The 14,190-nt window shown below is 65.3% G+C and carries 13 protein-coding genes; 10 read left to right on the forward strand and 3 right to left on the reverse strand.

Features of this window, described 5'->3' with window-relative positions; translation table 11 throughout:
- Nucleotides 1–2 precede the first annotated feature (2 nt).
- From yidD to rpmH, 3 genes are read right to left on the reverse strand one after another with little or no spacing between them, the layout of a single operon-like run.
- Nucleotides 3–353: a membrane protein insertion efficiency factor YidD gene (yidD, locus tag QMA07_RS12945; RefSeq protein WP_290162499.1), complete on the reverse strand. Its 351-nt coding sequence runs from the start codon at nucleotides 351–353 to the stop codon at nucleotides 3–5.
- Nucleotides 350–694, reverse strand: coding sequence for a ribonuclease P protein component (rnpA, locus tag QMA07_RS12950; RefSeq protein ID WP_290162501.1), 345 nt, complete (start codon nucleotides 692–694; stop codon nucleotides 350–352). Before rnpA ends, yidD begins: the two co-directional genes overlap by 4 nt.
- A 6-nt stretch (nucleotides 695–700) precedes the next feature.
- Entirely contained in the window at nucleotides 701–838 is a 138-nt protein-coding gene (gene rpmH / locus QMA07_RS12955) for a 50S ribosomal protein L34 (protein WP_022889115.1), read from the reverse strand.
- Between the two features lie 317 nt (nucleotides 839–1,155).
- On the opposite strand from rpmH, the gene dnaA reads away from it, so the two are divergent.
- The 10 genes from dnaA to QMA07_RS13005 all read left to right on the forward strand — a co-directional run bounded on the left by dnaA (nucleotide 1,156) and on the right by QMA07_RS13005 (nucleotide 14,171).
- Nucleotides 1,156–2,547 carry a chromosomal replication initiator protein DnaA gene (gene dnaA, locus QMA07_RS12960; RefSeq protein ID WP_290162510.1) on the forward strand — a complete coding sequence of 464 codons (1,392 nt, stop codon included), beginning with the start codon at nucleotides 1,156–1,158 and terminating at the stop codon, nucleotides 2,545–2,547.
- A 493-nt stretch (nucleotides 2,548–3,040) separates the two neighbouring features.
- Nucleotides 3,041–4,183 carry a DNA polymerase III subunit beta gene (gene dnaN, locus QMA07_RS12965; RefSeq protein WP_290162512.1) on the forward strand — a complete coding sequence of 381 codons (1,143 nt, stop codon included), beginning with the start codon at nucleotides 3,041–3,043 and terminating at the stop codon, nucleotides 4,181–4,183.
- Nucleotides 4,184–4,246: 63 nt separating this feature from the next.
- Nucleotides 4,247–5,407 (forward strand): DNA replication/repair protein RecF, encoded by a 1,161-nt coding sequence (gene recF, locus QMA07_RS12970; RefSeq protein WP_290162513.1) that lies wholly within the window; start codon nucleotides 4,247–4,249, stop codon nucleotides 5,405–5,407.
- Nucleotides 5,400–5,903, forward strand: coding sequence for a DciA family protein (locus QMA07_RS12975; protein ID WP_290162514.1), 504 nt, complete (start codon nucleotides 5,400–5,402; stop codon nucleotides 5,901–5,903). The genes recF and QMA07_RS12975 overlap by 8 nt, the downstream gene beginning before the upstream one ends.
- Before the next feature lie 118 nt (nucleotides 5,904–6,021).
- Nucleotides 6,022–8,136, forward strand: a complete 2,115-nt coding sequence (gene gyrB, locus QMA07_RS12980; RefSeq protein WP_290162516.1) for a DNA topoisomerase (ATP-hydrolyzing) subunit B — start codon at nucleotides 6,022–6,024, stop codon at nucleotides 8,134–8,136.
- 52 nt (nucleotides 8,137–8,188) lie between these two features.
- Nucleotides 8,189–10,753 carry a DNA gyrase subunit A gene (gene gyrA / locus QMA07_RS12985; protein ID WP_290162518.1) on the forward strand — a complete coding sequence of 855 codons (2,565 nt, stop codon included), beginning with the start codon at nucleotides 8,189–8,191 and terminating at the stop codon, nucleotides 10,751–10,753.
- Nucleotides 10,750–11,154: a DUF3566 domain-containing protein gene (locus QMA07_RS12990; protein ID WP_140035642.1), complete on the forward strand. Its 405-nt coding sequence runs from the start codon at nucleotides 10,750–10,752 to the stop codon at nucleotides 11,152–11,154. Before gyrA ends, QMA07_RS12990 begins: the two co-directional genes overlap by 4 nt.
- 136 nt (nucleotides 11,155–11,290) lie before the next feature.
- Nucleotides 11,291–12,559 carry a histidine kinase gene (locus tag QMA07_RS12995; RefSeq protein ID WP_290162521.1) on the forward strand — a complete coding sequence of 423 codons (1,269 nt, stop codon included), beginning with the start codon at nucleotides 11,291–11,293 and terminating at the stop codon, nucleotides 12,557–12,559.
- Complete coding sequence (locus QMA07_RS13000) at nucleotides 12,547–13,233, forward strand: response regulator transcription factor (protein ID WP_290162523.1); 687 nt, start codon at nucleotides 12,547–12,549, stop codon at nucleotides 13,231–13,233. Before QMA07_RS12995 ends, QMA07_RS13000 begins: the two co-directional genes overlap by 13 nt.
- A complete protein-coding gene (locus QMA07_RS13005; protein WP_290162525.1) occupies nucleotides 13,230–14,171 on the forward strand; it encodes a DUF4097 family beta strand repeat-containing protein in 942 nt (313 codons plus the stop codon). Before QMA07_RS13000 ends, QMA07_RS13005 begins: the two co-directional genes overlap by 4 nt.
- Nucleotides 14,172–14,190: the final 19 nt, after the last annotated feature.

Here is a 14,190-nt window from a genome sequence, read left to right on the forward strand (position 1 = left end):
GATCAATCCTTTCGGGCAGGGACGACGAAACCGCGAGCGGTCAGGTCATAACGGAAGTGTTGGTGCGGACGGACGTCATCGACGCCGCCGTGGCTCCAGGGATTGCAACGCAGGATGCGCCACGCCGAGAGCATCGCTCCCCGCACCGCGCCATGCTGTTGCACCGCACCTACAGCGTAAGCGGAACAGGATGGGTAATAGGCACAGACATCTCCATACATCGGGGAGATCACCTTGCGATACCCGGTCAGGAAACCCAGAACCAGATTCCTCGGGATCAACGGGATGCTGCGCAGCGCATCGCCGATCTGCATGTGGGCGGTGCCGACCGATGACGACGGAAGGGCCGTCATGATCGCACCTGCGCGAGGCGTTCGAGGCAGCGATTCACATCGGCGCTGAGCTCTGCATAGCTGGCGGTGGCGGATGCAGGAAGGGCACGGATGACGACATCCGTGCCCTCGGGGACCCGCGCCAGCGCATCCGCACACACGGCTTTGAGTCGCCGTCGCACGGTATTGCGCACCACTGCGGTGCCCACCTGCTTGCTGATGATGAATCCGAACCTCGCGGCTCTGCTCTCGCCCGTCGCCAGCATCGAGGTGACGACTTTGGCTCCGCCACAACGGGATCCGCGTCGAACGACCAGTCGATAGTCGCTCCCGCGGGTCACACGAAACGGGCGGGCGAGCACAGCGGTCTACGCGGAGAGCTCGGTGCGGCCCTTCGCACGGCGAGCCGAAAGGATCGCGCGGCCGGCGCGGGTGCGCATGCGAAGGCGGAAGCCGTGCTTCTTGGCGCGACGACGGTTGTTGGGCTGGAAGGTGCGCTTGCTCATGAAATCACTCCGGGAATGCTGCCACCGGGATCATCTTGACCGGAGACATAGGGATCTGCCATACAGGCATAAGTCAACCGATTAAGGGTACGTCCTGGCGGCCCACAGAGCAAATCTGCGCGCTTCGGTCCGGACCACATCAGGATCCGCACAGCCATTATCCACAACCTCTGGCCTGCACGTATGCGCAACACGCGCGCGGATTTCCAGGGGCAGGTTGCCGTTCACAGCCGTGGTGACTACCGTGGCATCCGAAGTTATCCACAGGCGAGGCGCGTCATCCCGACGGCCCGTCGCCCCCCTCAGCACGGAGCGTCATGTCATCACCTGCCCAGCCCGACGTTCCGATCTGGACCACGGTGCAGGAGCTGCTCGAATCGGATGACAGGGTCACTCCTCAGCTCCAGGGTTTCCTCAGCCTCGCTGTGCCGGCCGGTGTGATGGCGGCGACGCTGTATCTCGAGGTCCCCAACGATCTCACCGCCGCGCAGATCAACAAGAGACTGCGCCTGCCCATCATGGAGGCTCTGTCTCACATCGGCGACGAGGTCACCTCGTATCGAGTGGTGGTCAATCACGAACTCGCCGAGCAGCCGACCGCGCCCATCGCCGTCGCGGACTACGGCCGCCAGGAGCAGATCCGCGTCGAGTCTCCGATGGAGCAGCCGACGCAGCAGCGTCATGAGTCCCGCCTCAATCCCAAGTACACCTTCGACAACTTCGTCATCGGGCAGTCCAACAGGTTCGCTCACGCCGCCGCCGTCGCAGTCGCCGAAGCGCCGGCCAAGGCCTACAACCCGCTCTTCATCTACGGTGACTCGGGCCTGGGCAAGACGCACCTGCTGCACGCGATCGGCGACTACGCCCAGTCGCTCTACGCCGGCGTCAAGGTGAGGTATGTCTCGAGTGAGGAGTTCACGAACGACTTCATCAACTCGATCGCCAACAACCGCGGTGCAGCCTTTCAGGCGCGTTACCGCGATGTCGACATCCTCCTGATCGACGACATCCAGTTCCTGCAGGGTCGCGCCGAGACTCAGGAGGCGTTCTTCCACACGTTCAACACCCTCCATGACCACAACAAGCAGGTCGTGATCACGAGCGACGTCGCGCCGAAGCATCTGACCGGATTCGAGGATCGGATGCGGAGTCGCTTCGAGTGGGGCCTGATCACCGACGTCCAGGCTCCCGACCTCGAGACGAGGATCGCGATCCTGCGCAAGAAGGCGCAGAGCGAAGCACTTCATATTCCCGATGAGGTACTCGAATACATCGCCACGGTCGTGTCCTCGAACATCCGGGAACTCGAGGGTGCGCTGATCCGGGTCTCGGCCTTCGCCAGCCTGAACCGCTCGGCTCTCGACATCTCGCTGGCGCAGACGGTGCTGCGCGACATCATCGACACGGCGGAGGACAACATCATCTCCCCGACCGACATCATCACCGCGACCGCACAGTACTTCAAGCTGACTGTCGACGACCTCTACGGATCGAGCAGGTCGCAGCAGATCGCGACGTCGCGTCAGATCGCCATGTACCTGTGCCGCGAACGCACGAGCCTGTCTCTGCCGAAGATCGGACAGCTGTTCGGCAATCGCGATCACACCACGGTGATGTACGCCTACAAGAAGATCAGTGAGCTCATGAAGGAGCGTCGTTCGATCTACAACCAGGTGACGGAGATCACCACGCAGCTCGGTCGACGCTGAGCCCACGACACCTTGAAAAGGGGGTCGTAGCTTCCGATAGGACGCTACGACCCCCTTTCCGTGCGTGTGGGAGGCATATGGTCAACCGGATCGATGCCAGTTTGCACATGTGGATAACTTGTGGATGAGTGGCCTCGAGATCGGGACGGATGTGTGGGAAACCGTCGAACCTGTGGATAACTTGGGGAGTCGGTTCGACCGAGGGGAAGCTGTCCACCCGCGGATTCCTCAGGGTTTCCACAACTGACAACCATGTAGTTCCCTACTCGCGTCTGCTTTCCACCGAGTTATCCACAGTATCCACAGGTGTTAACACCGTTAAGGAGTTAATTCAATTCAAGGGCGATCCGATCACCAGACGGTGGGGAAAGTCCGACGGGCCGGAGGTTTGCACCGGTCGTAGGGATACGCCCGACTGTGGGGCTAGCATGGGAAGCCCTGCACAGGCAGGACCGATGACGACACGTCTCAGAATGACGACAAGGGAGCACCAGTGAGGTTTCAGGTCAACCGCGATGTCTTCAGCGAGGCTGTCTCGTTCGTCGTCAAGCTGCTTCCGCAGCGCAACCCGCAGCCGATCCTCGCCGGAGTCCTCATCGAGGCAGACGGATCCGGGCTGACCCTCTCGGCCTTCGACTACGAAGCATCCGCTCGGACCACCATCGAGGCCACGGTCGACACACCCGGCACGATCCTCGTCCACGGCCGACTGCTCTCCGACATCGCAAGCCGCCTCCCGAACGCTCCGATCGAGATCGCCGTCGAGGACGACGGCAGCATCACGGTCACCTGCGGCTCGGCACGATTCACGCTCGCGGCCATGCCGGTCGAGGAATATCCCTCCATCCCCGAGGTGTCGGGCTCGTCGGGTGTCGTCCCCGCCGATGACTTCGGAACCGCGATCGCCCAGGTCGGCTTCGCCGCATCGCGCGATGATGTCACCCCGGTGCTCACCGGTGTCCAGCTCGAGGTCTCCGGTCACACGCTGAGCCTGGTTGCGACCGACCGCTACCGCGTCTCGCTCCGGGATGTCCCGTGGGATGGCGAGGCTGTCGAGGCGAGCGCACTGGTCCCCGCACGAACACTGCTGGAAGTCGGAAAGACCTTCGGTCACGCCGGAACGATCCAGATCGCGTTCTCCGGAGCCGGCGACCGCGAGATCATCGCCTTCACGGCGGGGAACAAGACCGTCACCTCGTTGCTGATCAAGGGCAACTTCCCGCCTGTCCGTCGTCTCTTCCCCGAGCAGACCGATCACTACGCGGTCGTCAACACCGCCGACCTGGTCGAAGCGGTGCGTCGAGTGTCGCTCGTGCTGGATCGAGCAGCTCCGCTGCGCTTCACTTTCACGTCCGACAGCGTCACGATGGATGCCTCGGGCAGCGAGCACGCACGTGCCTCCGAATCCGTCGACGCGATCCTGAACGGTGGAGACGACGTCACTCTCGGGCTCAACCCGCAGTACCTCATCGAGGCGCTCGGCGCGGTCAAGAGCGAGTTCGTCCGGGTCACGTTCACCTCGAGCGACAACGCGAACAAACTCAGCCCGGTGCTGATCACGAGCCAGACCTCGGTCGATCAGGCAGGACTCGACTCGTTCAAGTACCTGCTGCAGCCCAACCTGCTGCTCCGCTGATCCTGCGACGGACGCGCTCCGCGCGGCGACAGCGGTGTCAGACCCCGAAGGTAGGCTGACAGCGTGATTGTGGAACACCTGAGCCTGGTCGACTTCCGCAATTACGCGACCGCGGATCTCGCCCTGCACAAGGGCCCCAACGTCCTGGTCGGCCGCAACGGTCAGGGCAAGACCAATCTCGCCGAGGCGGTCGTCTTCCTCGCCACACTCGGATCCCACCGCGTCTCGTCGGATGCCCCGATGGTGCGCGAGGGCCAGGATTTCGCCATCATCCGTGCACGCCTCTCGCACGGTGAACGCAGAGTGCTGATCGAGGTGCAGCTCAACAAGCAGGGATCCAACAAGGCGCGCATCAACGGCTCGCCTTCGAAGACCAACGAGCTCCCCCGGTATGCCCACGTGGTGCTGTTCGCCCCTGAAGATCTGCAGATCGTGCGTGGTGACCCGTCTTCGCGGCGTCGCTTCGTCGACCAGCTGCTGATCCAGCGCACTCCCCGCATGTCGTCCGTGCTCGCCGACTACGACCGTGTCCTCAAGCAGCGCAACGCCCTTCTGAAATCGGCACGAGCGCGGGGCGTCAAGGGCGAGGGCCTGACCACCCTCGATGTGTGGGACGACAAGCTCGTCTCCCTCGGGGCAGAGATCATCACCGCACGTCAGCGTCTCGCGGCCGATCTGCAGGTCCCGGTCGCAGAGGCATATGCGGCGATCGCCGGTGAGGACCATCGTCCCCAACTCGACTGGGCGCTCTCCGTGCGAGGCGCAGACCCCGAGGAGGGAGTCGATGCGCCGGCCGAGACATCGGGAGACATCGCGGAGATGTTCCACGCCGCACTGCTCGCCAAACGTTCGAACGAGCTCGACCGCGGACTCACCCTCACCGGCCCTCATCGCGACGATCTCGTGCTCCGAGTGCGCGGTCTGCCTGTGAAGGGCTATGCATCCCACGGAGAATCCTGGTCTGTGGCTCTCGCCCTGCGCCTCGCCTCGGCAGAGCTGCTGCGCAGCGAGTCCCCCGCGGGCGACCCCGTGCTGATCCTCGATGACGTGTTCGCCGAACTCGATGCCGATCGCCGTCAGCGACTCGCCGCACTCACCGCGGGGTACGAGCAGGTGGTCGTGACCGCTGCGGTCGAGGAGGACATTCCCGAAGTGCTCCATGCGCATGTGGTGAGGATCACGGCCGGAACCATCAGCGACGAGAGGGAGGCGCCGGATGAGTGACGCCACACCTGGTCCCGCATCAGAGACCCCCGAGACGGTCGCGACGTATCTGCGACTGCGTGGTCTCGCACCGAGCTCGAAGTCGTGGAAGCGCAAGCGGCGGATCGTCGCAGACGATGACAACGCACCCTTCACGCCCGGCCGCGACCCCGGTCCCCTCGGGGCGGTGCTCGACAAGCTGAGCCGCGACTCCGGGTGGCAGAAGACTCTCGCCCGCGAAGACCTGGTCAGACAGTGGGCCGATCTCGCGGGCACCGACACGGCGAAGCACTCCGAGCCGGTCTCGCTCGAGCGTGGAGTCCTCACGGTGAAGTGCGATTCGACGGCGTGGGCGAAGAACCTCCAGTACATGCGCGGCACCATCCTCACCGAGATCGGTCGTCGGTATCCGGATGCCGGAGTCGAGAACCTCCGCTTCATCGGACCGGACGTACCCTCGTGGAAATGGGGTCCCAGAGTCGTTCCAGGACGGGGCCCGCGCGATACCTACGGGTAGGGCACCGTCCAGGGGGTTCGAGAGGCTCAGAGGGCCACACACGGCCGTTCAGCGGGATTTCGAGTCGAAAGACCGCTAGAATGGGAGTTCGTAATATCGATGTGGAGAATGCCCTCTGATGACGCCTGAATTCCCTGCTGACGAGACGGAATCGACCACCGGGGAAACCCCTGACCCCTCCCAGGGCGCAGAGACCCAGACTCCCGCGGACGCGGAGACGAGGTCTACATCGATCTCCCCCAAGATCAAGCAGCCCGGCGAGTACGGTGCCGACTCGATCCAGATCCTCGAGGGACTCGAGGCGGTGCGCAAGCGCCCCGGCATGTACATCGGATCCACGGGTCCGCGTGGTCTGCACCACCTGGTCTACGAGATCGTCGACAACTCGGTCGATGAGGCTCTGGCCGGCTACGCCGACACGATCTACGTGACGCTGCTCGAGGACGGCGGCGTGCGCGTCATCGACAACGGCCGAGGAATCCCGGTCGACCCGCACTCCTCCGACCCGTCGAAGTCGACGGTCGAGGTCGTGCTGACGATCCTGCACGCGGGTGGCAAGTTCGGCGGCGGTGCGTACGCCGTCTCGGGTGGTCTGCACGGCGTCGGCTCCTCTGTCGTGAACGCCCTGTCGACCCGGTTCGACGTCGAGGTCAAGCAGAAGGGCTTCGTCTGGCGGCACAGCTTCGCCGACGGCGGGCTGCCGCAGCAGAAGCTCATCAAGGGCGAGGAGACCGACGACACCGGCACGAGCATCACGTTCTGGCCGGACGCCTCGATCTTCACCGAGACGACCGACTTCGACTACGACACCCTGCGGACTCGCTTCCAGCAGATGGCGTTCCTGAACAAGGGGCTGCGCATCGAGCTGCTCGACGAGCGCGCGTCCTCTGCCTACGAGGTCGAAGACGCCGGTGTGACCACGACCAAGCAGCCCGGCGATGTCTTCTTCTACGAGCGCGGACTCGTCGACTACGTCGAGTACCTGAACAAGGTGCGTCACGCCGAGGTCGTCAACGACGAGATCATCGCGTTCGAGTCCGAGGACACGGCACGCAAGATCTCACTCGAGGTCGCGATGCAGTGGACCACCTCGTACACCGAGAACGTCTTCACCTACGCGAACACGATCAACACGCACGAGGGCGGCACCCACGAAGAGGGCTTCCGCGCCGCACTCACCACACTGGTGAACAAGTACGCGCGTGCGAACAACATCCTCAAGGAGAAGGAAGAGAACCTCTCCGGCGACGACGTGCGCGAGGGACTGACCGCCGTCATCTCGATCAAGCTCGGCGAGCCCCAGTTCGAGGGTCAGACCAAGACCAAGCTCGGCAACACCGAGGCCAAGGCGTTCGTGCAGAAGGTCGTGGGCGATCAGCTCGGCGACTGGTTCGACCGCAACCCGGCCCAGGCGAAGAACATCATCCGCAAGGCGCTCGACGCCGCGACCGCACGTCTCGCCGCCCGCAAGGCGCGCGAGACCGCACGACGCAAGAGCGTGTTCGAGTCTGCGGCGATGCCCGACAAGCTCAAGGACTGCACCAGCAAGGACCCCTCGATCAGCGAGATCTTCCTCGTCGAGGGTGACTCGGCCGGCGGCTCGGCGGTGCAGGGACGCGACCCGCACACGCAGGCGATCCTCGCGCTCCGCGGCAAGATCCTCAACGTCGAGCGCGCACGTCTCGACAAGGCGCTCGGCAACCGCGAAGTCCAGGCGATGATCCAGGCCTTCGGCACGGGCATCGGCGAAGAGTTCGACATCGAGAAGGCGCGCTATCACAAGATCGTGCTGATGGCGGATGCCGACGTCGACGGTCAGCACATCACGACGCTGCTGCTCACGCTGCTGTTCCGGTACATGCGCGGACTCATCGAGGCGGGTTTCGTGTACCTCGCGATGCCCCCGCTGTACCGCCTCAAGTGGTCGAACTCCGCGCACGAGTATGTGTTCAGCGACGCCGAGCGCGACGCGCTGCTGAAGTTCGGCCTCGACAACGGCAAGCGCATCCCGAAGGATGCCGGCATCCAGCGGTACAAGGGTCTCGGCGAGATGAACGCCAAGGAGCTGTGGGAGACCACGATGGACCACACCACGCGGACGCTCCGCCAGGTGACCATCGAGGATGCCGCAGCGGCCGACGAGATCTTCAGCGTGCTGATGGGTGAGGACGTCGAATCCCGACGCAGCTTCATCCAGCGCAACGCCAAGGACGTCCGCTTCCTCGACATCTGAGGCGCCCCGCGCCCTGCATTCGCTCGACTAACGACCGGAATCGACAACACACATGACTGACGACGTACGCCCCGAGCCCCCGGCACACGACCACGGAAAGATCGACCAGGTCGATCTGCAGTCCGAGATGCAGCGCAGCTATCTCGACTACGCGATGGCCGTGATCGTCGGCCGCGCCCTCCCCGACGTGCGCGACGGTCTGAAGCCTGTGCACCGCCGTGTCATCTACGGCATGTACGACGGCGGATTCCGTCCCGACAAGTCGTTCTCGAAGTGCGCCCGTGTCGTCGGCGAGGTCATGGGTCAGTACCACCCGCACGGTGACTCGGCCATCTACGACGCCCTCGTGCGTCTGGTGCAGCCGTGGGCGCTGCGGTACCCGCTGGCGCTGGGACAGGGGAACTTCGGCTCTCCCGGCAACATGGGAGCCGCGGCCCCTCGATACACCGAGACAAAGATGGCCCCCCTCGCGCTCGAGATGGTGCGCGACATCGAAGAAGACACCGTCGACTTCCAGGACAACTACGACGGCCAGACCCAGGAGCCGACGGTCCTCCCCGCCAGGTTCCCGAACCTGCTCGTCAACGGCTCGGTCGGAATCGCCGTCGGCATGGCGACGAACATCCCCCCGCACAACCTGCGTGAGATCTCGGATGCTGCGCTCTGGGCCCTCGACAACCCGGGTCTTCCGCGTGAGGAGCTCCTCGACGGACTGATCCAGCGCGTTCCGGGCCCCGACTTCCCGACCGGCGCTCAGATCCTGGGTACCAAGGGAATCCACGAGGCGTATCGCACCGGCCGCGGATCCATCACGATGCGCGCGGTCGTCAACGTCGAGGAGATCCAGGGCCGCACGTGCCTCGTGATCACCGAGCTGCCGTACCAGGTCAACCCCGACAACGTCGCGGTGAAGATCGGCGACCTCGTCCGTGACGGCAAGATCAGCGGCATCGCCGACATCCGCGACGAGTCCTCCGACCGCACGGGTCAGCGACTCGTCGTCGTGCTCAAGCGCGACGCCGTCGCGAAGGTCGTGCTCAACAACCTGTACAAGCACACGCAGCTGCAGGAGAACTTCGGCGCCAACATGCTCGCGATCGTCGACGGCGTGCCGCGCACGCTGGCGATCGACGGTTTCGTGACGTACTGGATCACCCACCAGCTCGAAGTCATCGTCCGCCGCACGCGCTTCCGTCTGGCGAAGGCCGAGCGTCGCATGCACATCCTGCGCGGTTACCTCAAGGCGCTCGACGCGCTCGACGAGGTCATCGCCCTGATCCGCCGTTCGGCGACGGTCGAGGATGCCCGCGAGGGCCTGAAGAAGCTTCTCGACATCGACGACGACCAGGCCCAGGCCATCCTCGACATGCAGCTCCGTCGCCTCGCGGCCCTCGAGCGGCAGAAGATCCTCGACGAGGCCGCCGAGCTCGAGCGACTCATCGCCGAATACCAGGCGATCCTGGCCGACGAGTCGCTGCAGCGCGACATCATCCGCGAAGAGCTCACGGGCATCGTCGACCGCTTCGGCGACGAACGCCGCACGCACATCCTGCATGGTTTCGACGGCGACGTCTCGATGGAGGACCTCATCGCCGAAGAGGAGATGGTCGTCACCATCACCCGCGCCGGGTACATCAAGCGCACGCGGAGCGACAACTACCGGTCGCAGCACCGCGGCGGCAAGGGCATCAAGGGCGCTCAGCTGCGGGCGGATGACATCGTCGAGCACTTCTTCGTGACGACGACGCACCACTGGCTGCTGTTCTTCACCGACAAGGGGCGCGTCTACCGCGCGAAGACCTATGAGGTCCCCGAGGCGGGGCGCGATGCCAAGGGAACGCACGTCGCGAACCTGCTCGCGCTGCAGCCCGACGAGAACATCGCTCAGGTGCTCGACATCCGCGACTACGAGGTGGCCGACTATCTGGTGCTCGCCACGCGTGACGGTCTCGTCAAGAAGACGCGCCTCGACACATATGACACCAACCGTCAGGGCGGCGTCATCGCGATCCGTCTGAACGACGAGGACGAGCTCGTCTCGGCGCTCATGGTGAACGCCGAGGACGACATCCTTCTCATCAGCCGCCGGGGCATGTCGGTCAGGTTCAGCGCGACCGACGAGGCGCTGCGGCCGATGGGACGCGCGACCGCCGGAGTGAAGGGCATGAAGTTCCGTGAGGGCGACAGCCTGCTGTCGGCATCCGTCGCAGCCCCCGGCCAGTTCGTGTTCGTGGTGACGGACGGCGGGTACGCGAAGCGCACGGCCGTCGAGGAATATCGCGTCCAGGGACGCGGTGGTTTCGGCATCAAGGTGGCCAAGCTCCACGACGATCGGGGCACTCTCGCGGGTGGTCTGATGGTCTCGTCCGACGACGAGGTCCTTGTGGTTCTGTCCAGCGGCAAGGTGGTACGCTCTGCCGTGGCCGAGGTGCCCGCCAAGGGCCGAGACACCATGGGAGTGGTGTTCGCACGGACGACGGAAGCCGACCGGATCCTCGCCATCGCCCGCAACGGCGAGCGGGGCCTCACCGAAGAAGACGAATCGGATGAGGCTGAGGTGGAATCCGAGTCCACCGCCCCCGAGACGAACGAGAACCCTGAGGAAGCAGACGCATGAGCACAGTAGCCGACAAGCTGGCGAAGAAGTCCACGCGCAAGACCAGTGGCAAGCAGGTGCGCCTGCGTCTCGTCTACGTCGACTTCTGGTCGGCCGTGAAGCTCTCGTTCCTCGGAGCGGTCGCGCTCGCGATCGTCACCATGGTGTCGTTCTTCCTGATCTTCCTGGTGCTCCAGGCGACGGGACTCCTCACCCAGGCCGATGAGATCATCGGTGCGATCACCGACAACTCGGTGCGCATCTCCGAGGTGGCCGGTCTGCCGCAGGTCATGGCCTTCGCCGCCGTCGTCTCGATCCTGAACCTCATCGTGTTCACGGTGCTCGGCGCGGTCGTCGCCGGCATCTACAACGTCGCCGTGAAGGTGACGGGCGGTCTGCTCGTCGGCTTCATGTCGAACTGATCCTCCGGATTCGAAGAGGGGCGGATGCTGCGGCATCCGCCCCTCTTTCTGTTCTCCGGCGGAGTAGGGAAAACCCGAAGCCGGGTGTCTGGGTGGCTCGGTGTCGGCCCGATCGGCACCGCCGTACCTTTGAACCATGACGACACACACTGCCACGCCACCACAGGCGACGGCCACGAAGCCGCCGCTGCGCATCGTGCTCACGATCCTGCACCTCGCAGGAATCGGAGTCATCGGCGGCTTCATCTTCGCGACTCTCTCGGGACTCCTCGGCACCGGCCTCGGCCTGCTCTTCGCGGCGGGCGTCGGCATCGTGCTGCTCGTCGGACTCGTCTACGCGCTCTTCGGCGTGGGCTGGTTCGAGGTGACGCGGGTCAGCGCCCTCTACCGATCGCCGATCACGCCGCTCAGGTGGCGCCCGCGCGACCGGCCCGGATTCTCCGGTTGGCTGCGCTCGCTCGGACGTCAGGCCATCGACGGCCGTATGTGGCGGGCGCTTGCGAACTTCGCGATCACCGCCGTGCTCGGCTGGATCGTGCTGCGCCTCGCGTTCGGCCTGGTGTGGTCGATCACGATCTCGTTCGCACCCGTCACCGGAGCGGATGCCGTGATGGGCCCGTTCGGCGGAGGCGGCATCGACCCCGCGTGGGCGCCGCTCGTCGGCATCCTCGGCATCGCGGCCTGCCTCGCGGGAATGATCGGTCTCGCGCTCCTGAATCGGGTGCTCTCGCTCGCCATCGTCGTTCGCAGCCGTGAGGCAGAGCTCACGGAGCGAGTGCGCACCAGCAGCGCTCAGCGTGAGGGCGCCGTCCGCGCCGCAGATGTCGAGCGCACACGCATCGAGCGGGATCTGCACGACGGCGTCCAGCCGCGCCTCGTCTCGGTCGGAATGACGCTGGGACTCGCACAGCAGAAGATCGACAACGACCCGGATGCCGCGAAAGAGCTGATCGCCGAGGCACACACCTCGACCAAGGCGGCGATCACCGAGCTGCGGCAGCTCGCCCGCGGCATCCATGCATCCGTCCTCGACGATCGAGGTCTCGACGCAGCCCTGTCTGCCCTTGCCGGCCGGTCGCACATCCCCGTGAGTCTCGACGTGCGGATGGACGGACGCTGCAGCCGTGAGGCCGAGGCCGCCGTGTACTTCTCGATCGCCGAGTCGCTCACGAACGCCGCGAAGCACTCGCGAGCCAGCGAGGCGCGGGTCACCGTGCGTCTCCGAGACGGAGGAGTGCTCTGGGCCCGTGTCGAGGACAACGGGATGGGTGGCGCACAGGTGCAGCCCGGCGGCGGGCTCGACGGCATCGCCAACCGTGTGCTGGCAGCCGGTGGAACCTTCCGCCTCGAGAGTCCCGTCGGCGGGCCTACCAGCCTGGAGGTGAACGTGCCATGCGCATCCTGATCTGCGAGGACTCGGTGCTGCTGCGTGAGGGACTCGTGCGGCTGCTCGAGGATGCCGGTCACACCGTGGTCGCAGCTCTCCCCGACACCAGCGGTCTCAGCGAGGCCGTGGTCGAGACCGATCCGGAGCTCTGCATCCTCGATGTGAGACTGCCCCCGACGTTCACCGACGAGGGCATCCGCGCGGCGCTCGGACTCCGTATCACGAATCCTGCGCTGCCGCTGCTCGTGCTCTCGCAGTACGTCGAGGAGCGGTATGCGTCCGACCTCATCGCGGCACAGGGCGGGCCGCTCGGGTATCTGCTCAAGGATCGGGTCGCCGATGTCTCGGAGTTCCTCGCCTCGGTGCAGAGGATATCCGAGGGGGCGACGGTGCTCGATCCCGAGGTCGTGGCTCAGCTGCTGACACGTCGCAACCGCGACGACCGCATGCAGCGCCTCACCGAGCGCGAGCGCACCGTGCTGTCGCTCATCGCCGAAGGCAAGTCGAACCAGGCCATCGCCGGCCTGCTCTTCCTCTCGGAAGCGAGCGTCGAGAAGCACATCACTGCGATCTTCCAGAAGCTGGGCTTCGAGCAGGGCGAGTCGGGCAACCGGCGCGTGCTGGCGGCGCTCGCACACATCGAGAACACGGGCGGCACGCCGCCGATCGGACAGACAGGACTGGGACGATGACCACGAACGACGACGACTTCCAGGGCGGACACACTCCGCTCACTCCCCCGCCCGCGTCTGCGCCACAGGCGTACGAGCCGGCTCCGGCTCCCGCCTCTGCTCCTGCTCAGGCGTCACCCGCCGATGCGGGTCGCTCGTCGGGAACGACGGCGATCATGATCGTGACGGCGATCGTCGGTGGAATCGCGCTCCTCGGCGCGGGAGGGTCTGCCGCGTTCGCGGCGACCGGCAGCATGATGGGTTCTGCACAGGGCAGCGATGCGGTGCTGACAGAGGATGTATCGGGCATCGAGGGCATCGACCTCGATGTGGACGCGGGGAACATGCGTATCGAATTCGGAGACGTCGACGAGGCCCGGCTTGCGGTCACCGACACCCGTGGCCCGGCATGGACTCTCGAGCGTGACGGCGACGATCTGGTCGTGCGGAGTCCGGAGTTCCGTTTCGGATGGTGGTTCGGCAGCTGGTTCGGCGACGACCAGTCGGCCGTGCTGACCCTCCCCGAAGACCTTCTCGACGCCCAGCTCGACGCCGACCTCACTCTCGATGCGGGCAGCCTCGACGTGGTCGGTGAGTTCGGCGCTCTCGACGTCACCGTCAATGCGGGTGCTCTCGATGTGGAAGGAGCCGCTGGCAGCCTCAGCATCGACATGAGCGCGGGCCGCGCGGACGCGCTGCTCGACGGCGTGGACGAGGCGGATCTCAGCGTCTCGGCGGGCGATCTCAACGTCGAGCTGACCGGCCGTGCGCCGTCGCAGACGACGATCGACGTGAGCGCGGGGTCGGTCGACCTCACTGTTCCGGACGAGTCCTACTCGATCGTCCAGGACGTCAGCGCCGGATCGCTCGACGCGAAGGTCGACCAGTCATCCGACACCCGGAACGTGATCGATGTCTCGCTTTCGGCAGGCAGTGTGACCATCCGCCCGGGGCGCTGACCATGATCGAGGGCCGGGG

It is taken from the genome of Microbacterium sp. APC 3901, from assembly GCF_030407765.1.
GTDB lineage: Bacteria > Actinomycetota > Actinomycetes > Actinomycetales > Microbacteriaceae > Microbacterium.

Coding starts and splice junctions, on each gene's coding strand:
- yidD (WP_290162499.1), bottom strand. CDS start 353: ATGACGGCCCTTCCGTCGTCATCGGTCGGCACCGCCCACATGCAGATC.
- rpmH (WP_022889115.1), bottom strand. CDS start 838: ATGAGCAAGCGCACCTTCCAGCCCAACAACCGTCGTCGCGCCAAGAAG.
- dnaA (WP_290162510.1), top strand. CDS start 1,156: ATGTCATCACCTGCCCAGCCCGACGTTCCGATCTGGACCACGGTGCAG.
- QMA07_RS12975 (WP_290162514.1), top strand. CDS start 5,400: ATGAGTGACGCCACACCTGGTCCCGCATCAGAGACCCCCGAGACGGTC.
- gyrB (WP_290162516.1), top strand. CDS start 6,022: ATGACGCCTGAATTCCCTGCTGACGAGACGGAATCGACCACCGGGGAA.
- gyrA (WP_290162518.1), top strand. CDS start 8,189: ATGACTGACGACGTACGCCCCGAGCCCCCGGCACACGACCACGGAAAG.
- QMA07_RS12990 (WP_140035642.1), top strand. CDS start 10,750: ATGAGCACAGTAGCCGACAAGCTGGCGAAGAAGTCCACGCGCAAGACC.
- QMA07_RS12995 (WP_290162521.1), top strand. CDS start 11,291: ATGACGACACACACTGCCACGCCACCACAGGCGACGGCCACGAAGCCG.
- QMA07_RS13000 (WP_290162523.1), top strand. CDS start 12,547: ATGCGCATCCTGATCTGCGAGGACTCGGTGCTGCTGCGTGAGGGACTC.
- QMA07_RS13005 (WP_290162525.1), top strand. CDS start 13,230: ATGACCACGAACGACGACGACTTCCAGGGCGGACACACTCCGCTCACT.